Genomic DNA, 14,554 nt, shown 5'->3' on the forward strand with positions numbered 1-14,554 from the left:
TTTCCTTATTGATTATTTTTTTTGTTTTGTTTATAAATATCTCATTGCATAAAAATGGGGTTTTTATGATGTCTGCGGCGATGGCGCTTTACCGTTATTGGGGGAAAGCAGTTCGGGATAATGATAATGGCTCTGTTAATTGTCATTTATTACCTTACCATTGCCTGGATGTTGCGTCAGTTGCTGCATATTGGTGGGATCATGCCCCTGCGCTGAGAAAACAGTTTTGCCGTGGTTATTCCGAGCAAAAATATCGTGGATGGCTACTTTTTTTTGTTGCGTTACATGATTTGGGTAAATGGGATATACGTTTCCAGGCGAAATGTTGGTCTGCGTGGACGGCATTAAACCCAGAGCAGGCAGGGGGAAAAGCGGCTGGAACAAAATGGGATCATGGCCTGGGCGGATTGTACTGGTTCAAAAAAGATTTTGACAGTGATGATGATTACGACGGTTCTCTTATTTCGTTTAATCTTCATCCTAAACAGCAATGGCTTTTCTGGATGGAAGCTGTCGCCGGGCATCATGGCTATATCTATCGGCATACCGATACCGATATTGCTGAATTGGCCCTTCCTTTCTCGCAGAAATCACCGGGTGAAAAGGATAAACAGGCCCGTCTGGCATGGGTGGACGCGTTGGCAGCGTTATTTTTACACCCGGCAGATCTTTCTTTAAATGACGATCCCCCTGACTGCTCACCATTACTGGCAGGGTTCTGTTCTGTCTCTGACTGGCTGGGTTCCTGGAGCACTGAAGATACGTTTTGCTATCAGTCGGAGCCGGCCCCCCTGGATGAGTATTTCTCTCGCCGCTATACAGTGGATGCGCCAGCCGTGTTGCAACGCAGCGGCCTGCTCGGGATTGTCAATCCCTGGCGCGGTCTGGCGGGATTACTGGATAAGGGGCAGCAGCCTCGCCAGCTCCAGACACTGGTTGATGATTTACCGCAACAGCCGGGACTGACCATTATTGAAGCCCCGACCGGGTCGGGAAAAACGGAAACGGCCCTGGCCTATGCCTGGCGGTTGTTAGCCAGCGGTAATGCCGACAGTATTATCTTTGCGCTCCCCACCCAGGCGACAGCAAACGCTATGTTAAATCGTCTGGAAAAACTGGCGGTAAGGTTGTTTAAGCATCCCAATTTAATTCTGGCTCATGGTCATTCCCGTCTCAGTAGTGATTTTGCTGCGATTAAATCACGTGCTAAAAACGTGCAGGATGAGGAAGCCTGGGTACAGTGTTGTGAATGGCTTAGTCGCAGTAATAAACGTGCATTTTTAGGGCAGATAGGCGTTTGCACTATCGATCAGGTGCTGATTTCTGTGCTACCGGTAAAACACCGTTTTATTCGTGGTTTCGGCATTGGTCGTAGTATCTTGCTGGTGGATGAGGTACATGCATACGACACTTATATGCACAACCTGTTAGCAGAAGTCTTACGGCAGCAATATTTAGTTGGGCAAAGTGCGCTGCTATTATCCGCTACCTTACCGGTTGGCCTGAAACAGCGGCTACTGGCGACTTATGGTAATAAAAATACCGTGCCTCCCTCGGTTGAATATCCATTAGTGACCTGGCAGCAGCAAGAACAGTGGCGGTGTTTTGATCTCAATGCGACACCGCAACATCTGCCGACGCCTTTTAATCTCAATATCGATCGACGTTACCTTCCCGATATGCAACCTGACGATGAGCTATTGCAAGAGATGATAGCTGCCGCGCAATCAGGTGCTCAGGTCTGTTTTATTTGTAACCTGGTCGATGTCGCTCAACAGGTATATCAGCAACTGTGCGCCAGCACGGAACTGGAGATAATCCTGTTCCACTCCCGCTTTACCTTAATTGATCGCGAGAAAAAAGAACGGCGCACGCTGGATTATTTTGGTGCATCGGGAGATCGCAGCTGTGGACGTATTCTGGTGGCAACACAGGTGGTGGAACAATCTCTCGATGTCGATTTTGACTGGCTGATGACGCAACACTGTCCGGCCGATTTGCTGTTCCAGCGCGCCGGGCGTCTGCACCGCCATTTTCGCCCGTCCCGACCCCAGGGCTGTCAGCAACCGGTGCTGACGGTAATCCTTCCCCCGACTGATGATTATGGCAACAGTAATTATATCTACACCAATACTCGCGCCATGTGGCGTACCCAGCAGTTACTGGAGCGGCTGGATCAATCACCACTGGTATTTCCACAGGCATACCGGGACTGGATCGATGACGTTTATCAGGATGATAGTGAGGATGAGGAACCAACCTGGGTGGCGGAAGGAATGGAACGTTTTGCAAACCAGGAGCTGGCGAAACGCTATAACGCCAGGCTGGTATTGAATCAGGCTGCGCAGGTTATTCCTTTTGCAGATGATGACAGCCATATTCGTGCGGTCACCCGTGATGGCGAGATGAGCCTGCCACTGATCCCTTATGTGGCAACAACCAGTGGCAGACAATTGCTCAATGGGCAAATTTTCGACAGCTTGCCAGAGTTCTCTATGCCGGAAGAATTGGCGTTGAATCGGGTTAATGTGCCGGGAAGCTGGCAACGAAAATTCAGACTGGAGCCTGATCAGGACGGTGTCGTGTGGCTTGCCGGAACCATACAGCAAAATCAGTGGATCGCCGAAATCACTGATTGCCGACTGGTTTATTCGGAAGAAGTGGGCATGACGGCTGGCAACATTAATCCTCAGGGAGGAGTTTCATGAATTTACTTACCGACAGCTGGATCCCGGTCAGGCCATTGACTGGCGGGGAATTCAGGCAGATCAACTTACAGACCCTGCTGTGTGATCCACAGCCGTGGTTACTTGCTCTCCCTCGTGACGATATGGAAATGGCGGCTTGCCAGTTGTTAATCAGCATGGTACAGCTGCTCTGGCCGCCCGAAGAGTTGGCGCAGATATTACAGCATATCCAGCAGCCGCTCTCTGAACATGAATTTATCGCTGGCATTGCGGGCTGGGAGCAAAGCTTCGATTTAAACCATCCAGAGCATCCTTTTATGCAGGTCAGAGGGGTAACGGCCAAAGAATTAACCGGGATGGATAAATTACTGGTTGGTTTAACCGGATCCACCAGTTGTGCTTTCGTCAATCAACCCGGACAGGGAGACGCACTCTGCGGTGGCTGCGCTGCCATCGCCTTGTTTAATCAGGCGAATAATGCGCCGGGCTTTGGCGGCGGGTTTAAAAGTGGTCTGCGGGGTGGGGCCCCGATGACAACGTTGATTCAGCAACGGTGCCTGCGTACGACGCTATGGATGAATGTATTAACCGCAGAAAATCTGGATAAACATTATCCTGACTGGCAGCAACAACTTCACCACTCGTTCACCTGGCAGCAGCCGATAGCCAGTAATGAAAAAATTCATGCGCAAAGTATCGGGCTGGCGCGCGGCCTGTTCTGGCAGCCTGCCCATATTGAATTATCGCCACCCGCATCTGGCGGCCAGTGCAGCGGCTGTGGCGCGATAGTTGAAACGCGTTATCTGAGTTTTCTGAAAGCTAAATTCAATTACACCATTGAAGGATTCTGGCTTCATCCTCATTCTCCGGTTGTTATGCAAATAAAAAAGGGAATAACAGAAACACGCCATATTGGTTTCACGCAACCAGTACCGTGCTGGACACAAGTGAGTCGGCTGTTGATCACTCAGCAATTAGAGAAGAAACAGGAAGGCCGGAGTCCGGCGCTGGTGGTTAAACAGGGGCGGCAACTGGCTAATGGTAAAACACTGCATCTGAGTATTGGCGGTTACCGTAATAACCAGGCGGCGATTATCGAAAGGCGTCATGAAGTGATGGTATTTAATCAGGGTTGGGACCGCCATCTGGATATTATTAATGAGATTGTTGATGTTGGTCTGGCATATCGTAGCGCATTGCGTAAAGCGCTGTATCTTTTTGTTGAAGGAATGCGGGAAAGCAATGTCATTGGTGCAGGTTTACCCCTGCATGAAGTCGCGGATCGCCAGTATTATCGTCAAAGCGATGCAACGGTGTCCCGTATTCTGGCGACGATTAATTATGAACAACCGCTGAAAGGATTGGAGACGTTACATCAACATCTTTCGATGTTGTGTTTGCAGTTATTTGAACGTATCACTGATCCTTATACCCATCATCCCAAACTTATTCTTACTCTGGCGATTGCCCGCAGAGTATTAATTAAGCAATTGTCCGCTTTAAAAATGTAAGGAGAGCCAGACGATGGAGCGAACCATTGATGCAATGGCGTTATATAACGCCTGGTCTGACCTGGATAAAGGGAGTAAAGCGAAATTAAGGCGAGCCGACACGCCAGATAAACTGATGGAGATCCCCGTTTTTTATCTGCTGGCAGGCCAGTTTGGCTGGCCGGAGCAGCGTTATGCTTTGCAAAGAATGATTTTTTGTCTTGCCGCTGGCGTTATCAAGCATAGCGATGATAAAGATCTGAGCCTGGGTAAGGCGCTGGCGAAAAACGAAAAAATTTCTATGCAGCGGATAATTCAATTAATCCGCCAGGAATCGCCCAACGATATGGTGCAATTGCGGCGTCTGTTGAACCATGCAGAACCTGTATTGCACTGGCCATCACTGGCGAAACAGCTGCAATGGTGGAGCAAATATGATCGCCGTACTGTAATGGAAGATTTTGTACTCTCTTTTTCCAAAAAATAACCCGGTAAGGACACGCAATGAATAACTTTATCAATTTCCATATTCTGATCTCTCACAGCCCTTCATGTCTTAACCGTGATGACATGAACATGCAAAAAGATGCGGTATTTGGCGGTAAACGCCGTGTACGCATTTCCAGTCAAAGCCTGAAACGGGCTATTCGTAAAAGTGAGTATTACCAGCGTCATATTAGCGGATCCAGCATCCGGACTATTCATCTGGAGTTATTGCGTGATCGGGTACATCAGGAACTGTCAGACAAATATTCTGCTGAAGTTATTGATACGACACTGAGCCTGCTAAGCGGCAAAAAAATGGTGCATGAAGAGAAAATCGCTGACGATGCGATTTCTCCCTGGTTAATTGATGAGATCGACTGGTTTTGTCAGCAAATCAGTGCGCCTGAAAATGCCGCATTGGGAACTGATGAAAAGAAATGGGCTAAGACCCTGAAGGATCAGGTAATGGGACTCCGTGCCACGCTGAATAGCGCAGTGGATGTTGCGCTGAGCGGCCGGATGGCGACCAGCGGATTGATGAGTGAACTGGGTAAAGTCGACGGTGCGATGTCGCTGGCCCATGCCATTACCACTCATGCGGTTGAGTCGGATATTGACTGGTTTACCGCTGTTGATGACTTGCAGGAAAGCACCGGAGCGGCGCATCTGGGCACTCAGGAGTTTTCATCGGGCGTATTTTATCGTTATGCCAGCCTGAATCTGGCGCAACTTCAGGAGAATCTGGGCGGGGCGACAAGGCAGCAGGCACTGGAGATTGCGGCTCATTTAGCGCATTTGCTGGCAACGGAAATTCCCGGTGCCAAACAGCATAGCTTTGCCGCCTTTAACCCGGCGGATTTAGTGATGGTTAATTTTTCTGATTTACCGGTTTCCATGGCCAATGCCTTTGAGAAACCGGTGGCAGCTAAAAAAGAAGGTTTTCTCCATCCTTCCATTGAGGCTTTCAATGCCTACTGGACAAAAGTATCTCGTGGTTATGGATTGAACGGGCCAGCAGCCCAGTTTGTGTTAGATGAGGTGACCCCGGTAGAACAGGTGGTATCTATGCCGGATTTGCAGGCGATTAAACAGTGGATAGGAAAAGACGGCGAGGTCTGAGATGCAAGATTATCTGATTTTGCAGTTAAGCGGGCCGATGCAGTCTTGGGGGCTACCGACATTTGAAGGCATTCGTCCCAGTGCTCCTTTTCCTGGCCGTAGCGGTCTGTTGGGGTTACTGGCAGCCTGCCTCGGTATTAAACGTAATGATGGTGCTTCATTACAAAAATTGGCTGAAACCACGCGGTTTGCTGTTCGTTGCGACAGTCATACTGACTATGTTTGCGTTAACCTGACGGATTTCCATACGGTTAAAGATGCCAGAGAAAAACAGGGAAGTCTGAAGATGCACGATACCATCATCACCCGGCGTGAATATCTTTATGACGCGAGTTTCACTGTCGCAGTCTGGACAGTTGTTTCATCGGAGCAACATTATGCATTGTCTGAGCTTAGTGAAGCGGTGCAGCGACCTCGTTATACCCCCTACCTCGGGCGACGAAGTTGTCCGTTGTCACGACCCTTGTTTCACACGATTCAGATGGCTGAGAACCCTGTCTCAGCATTAGCGATTGGGACGCCGGGCAGAGGGGTAATTTATAGTGAGGAGCCATTAACCGGTCATGAACAACGATTATCGGTACGGGATGAACCGATAATCATGCTGCCAAGACAGTTTGCCAGACGTTCATGGTTTGTCATTCAGGGAGAAGAAAATGTTTCTGAGTAAAGTGATTGTTGACTGGCGCTGGGCAAAAGATCCCTATCAGTTACACCGCGCACTGTGGCAATTGTTCCCTGATCGTCCGCAGGATCAGCGTGATTTCCTGTTCAGAGTGGAAGAGGGGAGTGTTAGCGGTGGGCTTAACGTATTACTTCAGTCCATTCATTCACCGCGGTCAGCTAAGGTCGCCACTGTGTCAGTCAGTAAGGAGATCAAGCTGTCTTTGTCCGCGGGAATGCGTTGTTATTTTCGCTTACGCGCTAATCCGATAAAAAGTATTAAAGACGAGCAAGGACGATTGAATTGTCGGGGAGAGATTAAAACTTGCCGTGTACCCTTACTCAGTGAGGAAGAATGTATGCAGTGGCTGGCGAGAAAAATGGCCGTTTCCGCACAGCTTCAATCATCCCGGATGGTGAAAGAACCCGCCCTGTTATTTCATAAAAAAGGGATGAGCGGCAAAATTCAGACCGTGTGTTTTGAGGGAATGCTGGTCGTTAATCATGTAGAAGAATTTATTTCACTGGTCCGTTCTGGGATCGGCCCAGCCAAAAGTATGGGGTGCGGATTGCTTTCCCTTGCCCGGGCCTGAAAATAAAGATTAAGCGCTTTGATGCTACTTTTACAGGATGTATGTATGACCTTTGTGCCATTAGTTCCACTCCCTCTTAAAGATCGTATTTCTCTGATATTTCTCAAGTTTGGTCAGATTGATGTCCTTGATGGGGCCTTTGTGCTGATCGATGCGGTAGGTATCCGAACTCATATACCGGTAGGGAAAGTGGCTTGCATCATGCTGGAGCCGGGTACTCGGGTATCACATGCTGCTGTACGACTGGCAGCAACAGTTGGCACATTACTGGTATGGGTTGGCGAAGCGGGTGTGCGTTTATATGCCTCCGGACAGCCAGGAGGAGCGCGTTCAGATAAACTTCTTTATCAGGCCAAACTGGCGCTTGACGAAAACTTACGGCTTAAAGTTGTGCGTAAAATGTTTGAATTACGTTTTGGTGAAGAAGCGCCAGCCCGACGTTCTGTTGAACAATTGAGAGGTATTGAAGGTGTCCGGGTTAAAGGTATTTATCAGCTACTGGCAAAACAATATGGCGTAAAGTGGCAAGGACGGCGCTATGATCCTAAAGACTGGGAGAAAGGCGACATAATTAATCAGTGCATCAGTGCTGCCACTGCTTGCCTGTATGGCATTACTGAAGCAGCGGTACTGGCGGCTGGGTATGCTCCGGCAATTGGGTTTGTTCATAGTGGTAAACCATTGTCTTTTATCTATGATATTGCTGATATTATTAAATTTGAAACCGTCGTACCTGCTGCATTTGAAATTGCGACTCGCCAGCCAGAAGATCCGGAAAAGCAGGTCAGGCTGGCTTGTCGTGATTTGTTTCGGACCAGTAAAACACTGGCTCGTCTTATTCCGTTAATCGAAGAGGTACTCGCGGCAGGGGGGATATCGCCGCCGCCACCACCTGCAGATGCGCAGCCTGTTGCCATTCCTGAACCTGCGCCTTTTGGTGATTCAGGTCACCGGAGTGCATGAGTATGAGCATGCTAATGGTAGTGACTGAAAACGTTCCTCCTCGTTTGCGAGGGCGATTGGCCGTTTGGTTGCTGGAGGTGCGGGCTGGAGTTTATGTTGGAGATGTTTCGCGGCGTAGCAGGGAAATGATCTGGCAGCAGATCACTTCCCTGTCAGAGTCAGGCAATGTCGTTATGGCCTGGGCAAGTAATAATGAATCTGGTTTTGAGTTTCAGACATTAGGGGAAAACCGACGTTTGCCGGTGGAAATGGATGGCATCAGATTAGTATCTTTTAGTCCCATTAATAATCAATAAGTTAGCGATCTTTAAAAATCAGGAAAAATCGGTAGAATTTATGTCGTTATAAAAAGCATTATAGATCAGTGATATATATTTAGAGTGTTCCCCGCGCCAGCGGGGATAAACCGCTCGGCGGGACTGGGAAGACTCGCCAACATTCGTGTTCCCCGCGCCAGCGGGGATAAACCGCCTGGCAGAGTCGCGAGTTCAGCCGCGCCATTGTGTTCCCCGCGCCAGCGGGGATAAACCGCCAACACCGAACGCATAAGCCACTTTATTCACGTGTTCCCCGCGCCAGCGGGGATAAACCGGGTTATTTAGGCAAAAGAAAAGGCCGGAAATCGTGTTCCCCGCGCCAGCGGGGATAAACCGGTCGTTGTCATCAGCCTTAATCGGAGGGCGGTGTGTTCCCCGCGCCAGCGGGGATAAACCGAAATTGCCGGAGTTAGCCGGGCGTGGACGTATGTGTTCCCCGCGCCAGCGGGGATAAACCGCCACCGAGGGTTAAAATAGGAAGAGAACGACTGTGTTCCCCGCGCCAGCGGGGATAAACCGGGCGCATGTTCGCGAGTGGCCGTTATCTTACCGTGTTCCCCGCGCCAGCGGGGATAAACCGTTAGTCCCGTCACGTTTCCATCTAACGACGAAGTGTTCCCCGCGCCAGCGGGGATAAACCATGCGTAATTGTTATTCACGCGCACCCGCAGGGGTGTTCCCCGCGCCAGCGGGGATAAACCGCGAGAAAAAGCGGCTCTCTGTCTGCTGAAACAGTGTTCCCCGCGCCAGCGGGGATAAACCGCCTCAGATCGGTCTCCAGGCTGGATATGCGACGTGTTCCCCGCGTCAGCGGGGATAAACCGATATTTATTCAGCCAATGCGGCCACGCTTTTGGTGTTCCCCGCGCCAGCGGGGATAAACCGGGTTTTCGGTTGTTGTGGTGCTCGATAATACCGTGTTCCCCGCGCCAGCGGGGATAAACCGCGTTTTTAGCTAATTCATCACGTAAATCGACAGCGTTCCCCACACCAGGAACAGGCTGGCGGATGCTCTCTGTTATTGCGGTAACCGGCGAAAGTTAAACCAGAGACGGATTATGAGCCGTTTGATGTTTTGGGGTTTTGCGTACCTGATAGCGCGTAGTGAATCACCCTCACTCACCGGGAGGTATTTCCCACTGGAAATAGCGTCAGGTTATGCTTTGCCTCTGCGCTGGGGCCTGGCGGCGAAATAATGTTGCTTTTTTGTAAACGGATTAACATGGCGAGGAAATCCTGCTATGCTGGCCCACGCGGAACCGGGCGCTTTACCCTACAGCATGAGCACATCACGTCACACTGAACCAGAGGGCGCCTGGTAAGCCAATACAATGTGAGCGAGGAGAACGTCGTGCTAGAAGAATACCGTAAGCACGTTGCCGAGCGTGCAGCCCAGGGGATCGTTCCTAAACCATTAGATGCTTCCCAAATGGCCGCGCTGGTTGAACTGCTGAAAAACCCGCCAGCGGGTGAAGAAGAATTTCTTACCGATCTGTTAGTTAATCGAGTCCCGCCAGGTGTTGATGAAGCGGCCTATGTGAAAGCGGGCTTCCTGGCGGCGGTGGCCAAAGGCGAAGCGACCTCTCCGCTGGTGACGCCAGAAAAAGCCGTAGAGCTATTGGGCACCATGCAGGGCGGCTACAATATTCACCCGCTGATTGAGGCGCTGGATGATGAAAAACTGGCGCCCATTGCAGTAAAAGCGTTGTCTCACACGCTGCTGATGTTTGACAGCTTCTACGATGTGGAAGAAAAAGCCAAAGCCGGTAACCCGCACGCGAAAAAAATCCTGCAGTCATGGGCCGATGCCGAATGGTTTCTTTCCCGCCCTGAACTGGCTGAAAAAATTACTGTCACCGTTTTCAAAGTCACCGGCGAAACCAATACCGATGACTTGTCTCCCGCTCCTGATGCCTGGTCCCGTCCTGATATCCCATTGCATGCGCTGGCCATGTTGAAAAACGCCCGTGAAGGCATAGAACCAGACGAGCCTGGCAATATCGGTCCGATCAAACAGATCGAAGCCCTGAAGACAAAAGGTTTCCCGTTGGCCTATGTCGGCGATGTGGTTGGCACCGGATCGTCGCGTAAATCCGCGACTAACTCAGTACTGTGGTTTATGGGGCATGACATCCCGTATGTGCCGAATAAAAAAAGCGGCGGTGTGGTGCTGGGCAACAATATCGCGCCGATTTTCTTCAATACCATGGAAGATGCAGGCGCGCTGCCGATTGAACTGGACGTACAAAAACTGAATATGGGTGATGTTATCGACATTTATCCATACCAAGGCGAAGTGAAGCACCACGAGAGCGGTGAAGTGCTGGCGACCTTTGCGCTGAAGACCGACGTTCTGCTGGATGAAGTCCGTGCCGGCGGTCGTATTCCGTTGATTATTGGTCGCGGCCTGACGAGCAAAGCGCGTGAGTCTCTCGGTCTGCCGCACAGCAAGGTCTTCCGTCAGGCGAAAGACGTGGCGGCCAGCAGTCGTGGCTTCTCGCTGGCGCAGAAAATTGTTGGTCGCGCCTGTGGCACTGACGGTATTCGTCCTGGCGCCTATTGCGAACCCAAAATGGCCTCCGTCGGTTCTCAGGACACCACCGGGCCAATGACCCGTGATGAGCTGAAAGATCTGGCCTGTCTGGGCTTCTCCGCTGATCTGGTGATGCAGTCTTTCTGTCATACCGCCGCTTATCCTAAGCCGGTTGACGTCACGACTCACCACACGCTGCCGGATTTTATTATGAACCGTGGCGGGGTGTCCCTGCGTCCGGGCGACGGCATCATCCACAGTTGGCTGAACCGTATGCTGTTGCCGGATACCGTGGGGACTGGCGGTGACTCGCATACCCGCTTCCCGATTGGGCTGTCTTTCCCTGCGGGGTCCGGTCTGGTTGCTTTTGCTGCCGCGACCGGCGTGATGCCGCTGGATATGCCGGAATCAGTGCTGGTGCGTTTCAAAGGAAAAATGCAGCCGGGGATCACCCTGCGAGACCTGGTGCACGCCATCCCTTTGTATGCCATCAAGCAAGGGCTGTTGACGGTTGAGAAGAAAGGGAAGAAAAACATCTTCTCCGGCCGCATTCTGGAAATTGAAGGTCTGCCGGATCTGAAAGTCGAGCAGGCGTTTGAGCTTTCCGATGCTTCCGCTGAGCGTTCTGCCGCCGGTTGTACTATCAAACTGGATAAAGCGCCGATCATCGAGTACCTGAACTCCAATATTGTGCTGTTGAAATGGATGATTGCCGAAGGCTACGGTGACCGTCGCACCCTGGAACGTCGTATCCAGGGCATGGAAAAATGGCTGGCTGACCCGCAATTGCTGGAAGGCGATGCGGATGCGGAATACGCTGCGGTTATCGAGATAGATCTGGCGGAGATCAACGAACCGATCCTGTGCGCGCCGAACGATCCGGACGATGCCCGCCTGCTGTCAGAAGTACAGGGTGAGCAGATCGATGAGGTCTTTATTGGCTCCTGCATGACTAATATTGGTCATTTCCGTGCGGCAGGTAAACTGCTGGACAGCCACAAAGGCCAGCTACCCACCCGTCTGTGGGTGGCGCCGCCGACCAGGATGGATGCGGCGCAACTGACGGAAGAGGGCTATTACAGCGTCTTCGGTAAGAGTGGGGCGCGTATTGAGATCCCGGGCTGTTCGCTGTGTATGGGGAACCAGGCGCGGGTACAGGACGGGGCGACGGTGGTGTCCACTTCAACCCGTAACTTCCCGAACCGTCTTGGCACCGGAGCCAATGTTTATCTGGCGTCAGCTGAACTGGCGGCGGTGGCGGCGTTGCTGGGTAAATTGCCCACCCCGGATGAGTACCAGCAGTTTATGGCGCAGGTTGATAAGACCGCGGTGGACACCTATCGCTATCTCAACTTCGACCAGTTGAGTCAGTACACTGACAAAGCTGACGGCGTGATATTCCAGACCGCCGTATAATGGCCAACAAGGGAGATCAACCGGTCTCCCTTATTTATTTTATGCCCTCTCCCTACACCATCATTGCCTGTAGAAAGTGCAGACTGTCCTGTTGCTCCAGTTGGCTAAGGCGCTGATAGATAGCATCGGCGGTCGCTAACGTTGTACAGCAGTCAGTAAATTTCTGTCGGCGCTCTTCCTCGCTAAACGGTTCAGCCAGTGAGCCTTTAGCACTGAGGCGTTGCTGTCGCAGCACCGTGCCATCCCGCAGTGTCAGGGTCACAATATGGGGCAGATTCACCGCCAGCGCTTCCTCTTCTGGTTGCCAGCTCTCCATGGTGATGCGTGTCATCTGCGGGTGGTCAGCCAGCGCTTTTACCCGTTCCTGGGTAAAGTCCGCCACGCTGAGCGAACCTGCTTCCAGCATGCGCATGACGCAATAATTCATTGAGAATCTGGCCTGCATCTCATCTTTGGGCGCAGGGTAGGCCAGGTTACGAAAATTAGAGACGCCCACTTTACAACTGACCGAGACAATATCCGCCGCGCTGAATTCCCTGGCGGCTTGCAAGTCTGCGATCGCATCCAGTATCCGGTGCGTGGAGCCGCAGCAGGGGTGTTTTTTCGGCATAACGCCCGTCGTTTCGATAATATGTTGCGGGGTACGCAGCCAGTCGGCGCTTTTTTCTGCCGAAAAACCGCTCCCGGCAAACAACTGATAAAAGCCCATTTCGCCTTCCAGGATATCCAGTCTGCCACTCATCCCGCAGGCGGCCAGTTCCGCGGCATCCACGGCATTGCGGGCCGCCATCCCGGCATGGAAAGGTTTAAGCGCGGTGCCGAACTGGCCTTTCACGCCGCTGGCGAGACTGACGGCAATGCTCAGCGTGCGGGCGATCCCGGCCTGGTCCAGTCCTTTGAGCCAGGCGACACCGGCAGCCGTGCCAATGCAGCCAACGGTGGAGGTGCCGTGCCAGCCCGCGGTGTAGTGCGTTGGGCTGACCACCGCCCCAACAAAAGCCTGCGCCTGCAGGCCGATCAGATACGCATTCACCAGGGCTTCGCCATTCGCCGATTCTGCCAGCGCCACGGCCAGCAGGGCCGGAACCAGCACCGCCGAGGCATGGGACATTCCCGGGCTAAAGTTATCATCGTAGTCAATCGCATGGGCGGCGGTGGCGTTCAGCAACGCCACCACGGCGGCTGGCTGGCTGGTATAGTGGGCCCAGGCCTGTTGTACGGCGCGGGTGGAAAAATCATCCCGTCCGGCATACAGACAGGCCAGCGTGTCGCTCATCGCTTCCCGCGCCAGGCGACGGGCTGTAGGGCTGAAGCGTGGCTCGCGGGCGCACCAGGCGGCAATGGTTTCAATCGCGGTCATCACTGTGGTTCCTCAAGACAGTTCAACAGGTGTTGCAGCAACTTTCCGATTTGGAAGCGATTCACTTCCCTGGCGGGGAGATCGGTATTGACCCGGTGGACCACCGTCATCTGGAGCGCTGGTATCACCAGACAGATATGGCCGCCTGCCCCCCTGGCGGCATAACTGCCTGTCGGCAGCACCACTTCCGGCCACGCCACGCCATCGCGGCTTACCCACCACATATAGCCATAAGCTCCCCGGTCCCCGGCATGCGAGATCGGCAGCGTGCTGGTTTGCACCCAGGCCGCGGGGATCACCGATTGTCCATTCCAGTCTCCTTTTTGCAGAAAAAGCTGACCAAAGCGGGCTAAATCACGCGTTGAGAGGCGGAAAGGGTAAGCGGGATGGTCGGAAAATTCGCCGGGCTCATACCAGCCATCTTCATCCGGGCGAAAATCTTCCATCCCAATCGGCTGGGCAATGCGCCGGCCGAAAGCCGGATGAATATCTTCTCCCGTCAACTGACGCCACGCGGTACCCAGCGCATTAAAATCCCAGTTGTTGTAACACCAGTTTTCGCCGGGAGCGTGGCTGTTGCGCGCGGGCTTAATGCGTTTCATCCAGGCGGTTTCATAATTGGCCGGATGATAAATGCCTGAACGCGCGGTCAGCAGCTCGTACAGTGTGGCGGTTTTTTCCACCGCTGACAGCGGTTGTCGATCATCAATCCCAAGGTCAGCCAGAGTGAGCGACAGGTCGATACGGCCTTCAGCCACTGCCTGACCTGTCATCGCGCTGAGAAAACTTTTACGCATTGAGTGGCACTGATAACGCTGCGTAAGATTGCCGTAGCAAAAGAGGGGCTTGCCATGTTGCAGCACCAGCATCGCCTCGGTATTGATGGTATTCAGGTAGGTGGTTAATCGAGTGAACATATTTTTTCCT

At 52.2% G+C, this 14,554-nt stretch carries 11 protein-coding genes and 1 CRISPR repeat array; of the genes, 9 read left to right on the plus strand and 2 right to left on the minus strand.

The features are described 5' to 3' along the window. Positions 1–68: 68 nt before the first annotated feature. The 9 genes from cas3 (at position 69) to acnB (ending at position 12,267) form a co-directional block, all read left to right on the plus strand. Complete coding sequence (gene cas3, locus EH228_RS18210; protein ID WP_152323155.1) at positions 69–2,708, plus strand: CRISPR-associated helicase/endonuclease Cas3; 2,640 nt, start codon at positions 69–71, stop codon at positions 2,706–2,708. Further along, positions 2,705–4,198, plus strand: coding sequence for a type I-E CRISPR-associated protein Cse1/CasA (gene casA, locus EH228_RS18215; protein WP_152323034.1), 1,494 nt, complete (start codon positions 2,705–2,707; stop codon positions 4,196–4,198). Before cas3 ends, casA begins: the two co-directional genes overlap by 4 nt. 13 nt (positions 4,199–4,211) lie before the next feature. Further along, positions 4,212–4,664: a type I-E CRISPR-associated protein Cse2/CasB gene (casB, locus tag EH228_RS18220; RefSeq protein ID WP_152323035.1), complete on the plus strand. Its 453-nt coding sequence runs from the start codon at positions 4,212–4,214 to the stop codon at positions 4,662–4,664. Between the two features lie 17 nt (positions 4,665–4,681). Further along, positions 4,682–5,782 (plus strand): type I-E CRISPR-associated protein Cas7/Cse4/CasC, encoded by a 1,101-nt coding sequence (gene cas7e, locus EH228_RS18225; protein WP_152323036.1) that lies wholly within the window; start codon positions 4,682–4,684, stop codon positions 5,780–5,782. Between the two features lies 1 nt (position 5,783). Beyond that, positions 5,784–6,452: a type I-E CRISPR-associated protein Cas5/CasD gene (cas5e, locus tag EH228_RS18230; RefSeq protein ID WP_152323037.1), complete on the plus strand. Its 669-nt coding sequence runs from the start codon at positions 5,784–5,786 to the stop codon at positions 6,450–6,452. After that, complete coding sequence (cas6e, locus tag EH228_RS18235) at positions 6,439–7,038, plus strand: type I-E CRISPR-associated protein Cas6/Cse3/CasE (protein WP_152323038.1); 600 nt, start codon at positions 6,439–6,441, stop codon at positions 7,036–7,038. Before cas5e ends, cas6e begins: the two co-directional genes overlap by 14 nt. 45 nt (positions 7,039–7,083) lie before the next feature. Further along, positions 7,084–8,001 carry a type I-E CRISPR-associated endonuclease Cas1e gene (gene cas1e / locus EH228_RS18240; RefSeq protein WP_152323039.1) on the plus strand — a complete coding sequence of 306 codons (918 nt, stop codon included), beginning with the start codon at positions 7,084–7,086 and terminating at the stop codon, positions 7,999–8,001. Positions 8,002–8,003: 2 nt separating this feature from the next. Then, positions 8,004–8,297, plus strand: a complete 294-nt coding sequence (gene cas2e, locus EH228_RS18245) for a type I-E CRISPR-associated endoribonuclease Cas2e (RefSeq protein ID WP_152323040.1) — start codon at positions 8,004–8,006, stop codon at positions 8,295–8,297. A gap of 84 nt (positions 8,298–8,381) precedes the next feature. Next, a CRISPR array of direct repeats spans positions 8,382–9,264; the repeat unit is 29 nt; unit sequence GTGTTCCCCGCGCCAGCGGGGATAAACCG. A 405-nt stretch (positions 9,265–9,669) separates the two neighbouring features. Then, the gene (acnB, locus tag EH228_RS18250; protein ID WP_152323041.1) at positions 9,670–12,267 is read left to right on the plus strand and encodes a bifunctional aconitate hydratase 2/2-methylisocitrate dehydratase; all 2,598 of its coding nucleotides are present in this window, start codon (positions 9,670–9,672) and stop codon (positions 12,265–12,267) included. Between the two features lie 52 nt (positions 12,268–12,319). On the opposite strand, the gene EH228_RS18255 is transcribed toward acnB, so the two are convergent. Further along, positions 12,320–13,627: an MmgE/PrpD family protein gene (locus EH228_RS18255; RefSeq protein ID WP_152323042.1), complete on the minus strand. Its 1,308-nt coding sequence runs from the start codon at positions 13,625–13,627 to the stop codon at positions 12,320–12,322. Then, positions 13,627–14,544, minus strand: coding sequence for a serine hydrolase domain-containing protein (locus tag EH228_RS18260; RefSeq protein WP_152323043.1), 918 nt, complete (start codon positions 14,542–14,544; stop codon positions 13,627–13,629). Before EH228_RS18260 ends, EH228_RS18255 begins: the two co-directional genes overlap by 1 nt. Between the last annotated feature and the right edge of the window lie 10 nt (positions 14,545–14,554).

It is taken from the genome of Erwinia endophytica (genome assembly GCF_009295515.1).
Lineage (GTDB): Bacteria > Pseudomonadota > Gammaproteobacteria > Enterobacterales > Enterobacteriaceae > Erwinia > Erwinia endophytica.

Excerpts from the sequence above, each read along its gene's own strand:
- cas6e (WP_152323038.1), top strand. The coding sequence starts at position 6,439 with ATGTTTCTGAGTAAAGTGATTGTTGACTGGCGCTGGGCAAAAGATCCC.
- cas5e (WP_152323037.1), top strand. The coding sequence starts at position 5,784 with ATGCAAGATTATCTGATTTTGCAGTTAAGCGGGCCGATGCAGTCTTGG.
- cas2e (WP_152323040.1), top strand. The coding sequence starts at position 8,004 with ATGAGCATGCTAATGGTAGTGACTGAAAACGTTCCTCCTCGTTTGCGA.
- casB (WP_152323035.1), top strand. The coding sequence starts at position 4,212 with ATGGAGCGAACCATTGATGCAATGGCGTTATATAACGCCTGGTCTGAC.
- cas1e (WP_152323039.1), top strand. The coding sequence starts at position 7,084 with ATGACCTTTGTGCCATTAGTTCCACTCCCTCTTAAAGATCGTATTTCT.
- EH228_RS18260 (WP_152323043.1), bottom strand. The coding sequence starts at position 14,544 with ATGTTCACTCGATTAACCACCTACCTGAATACCATCAATACCGAGGCG.
- cas3 (WP_152323155.1), top strand. The coding sequence starts at position 69 with ATGTCTGCGGCGATGGCGCTTTACCGTTATTGGGGGAAAGCAGTTCGG.
- cas7e (WP_152323036.1), top strand. The coding sequence starts at position 4,682 with ATGAATAACTTTATCAATTTCCATATTCTGATCTCTCACAGCCCTTCA.
- EH228_RS18255 (WP_152323042.1), bottom strand. The coding sequence starts at position 13,627 with ATGACCGCGATTGAAACCATTGCCGCCTGGTGCGCCCGCGAGCCACGC.
- casA (WP_152323034.1), top strand. The coding sequence starts at position 2,705 with ATGAATTTACTTACCGACAGCTGGATCCCGGTCAGGCCATTGACTGGC.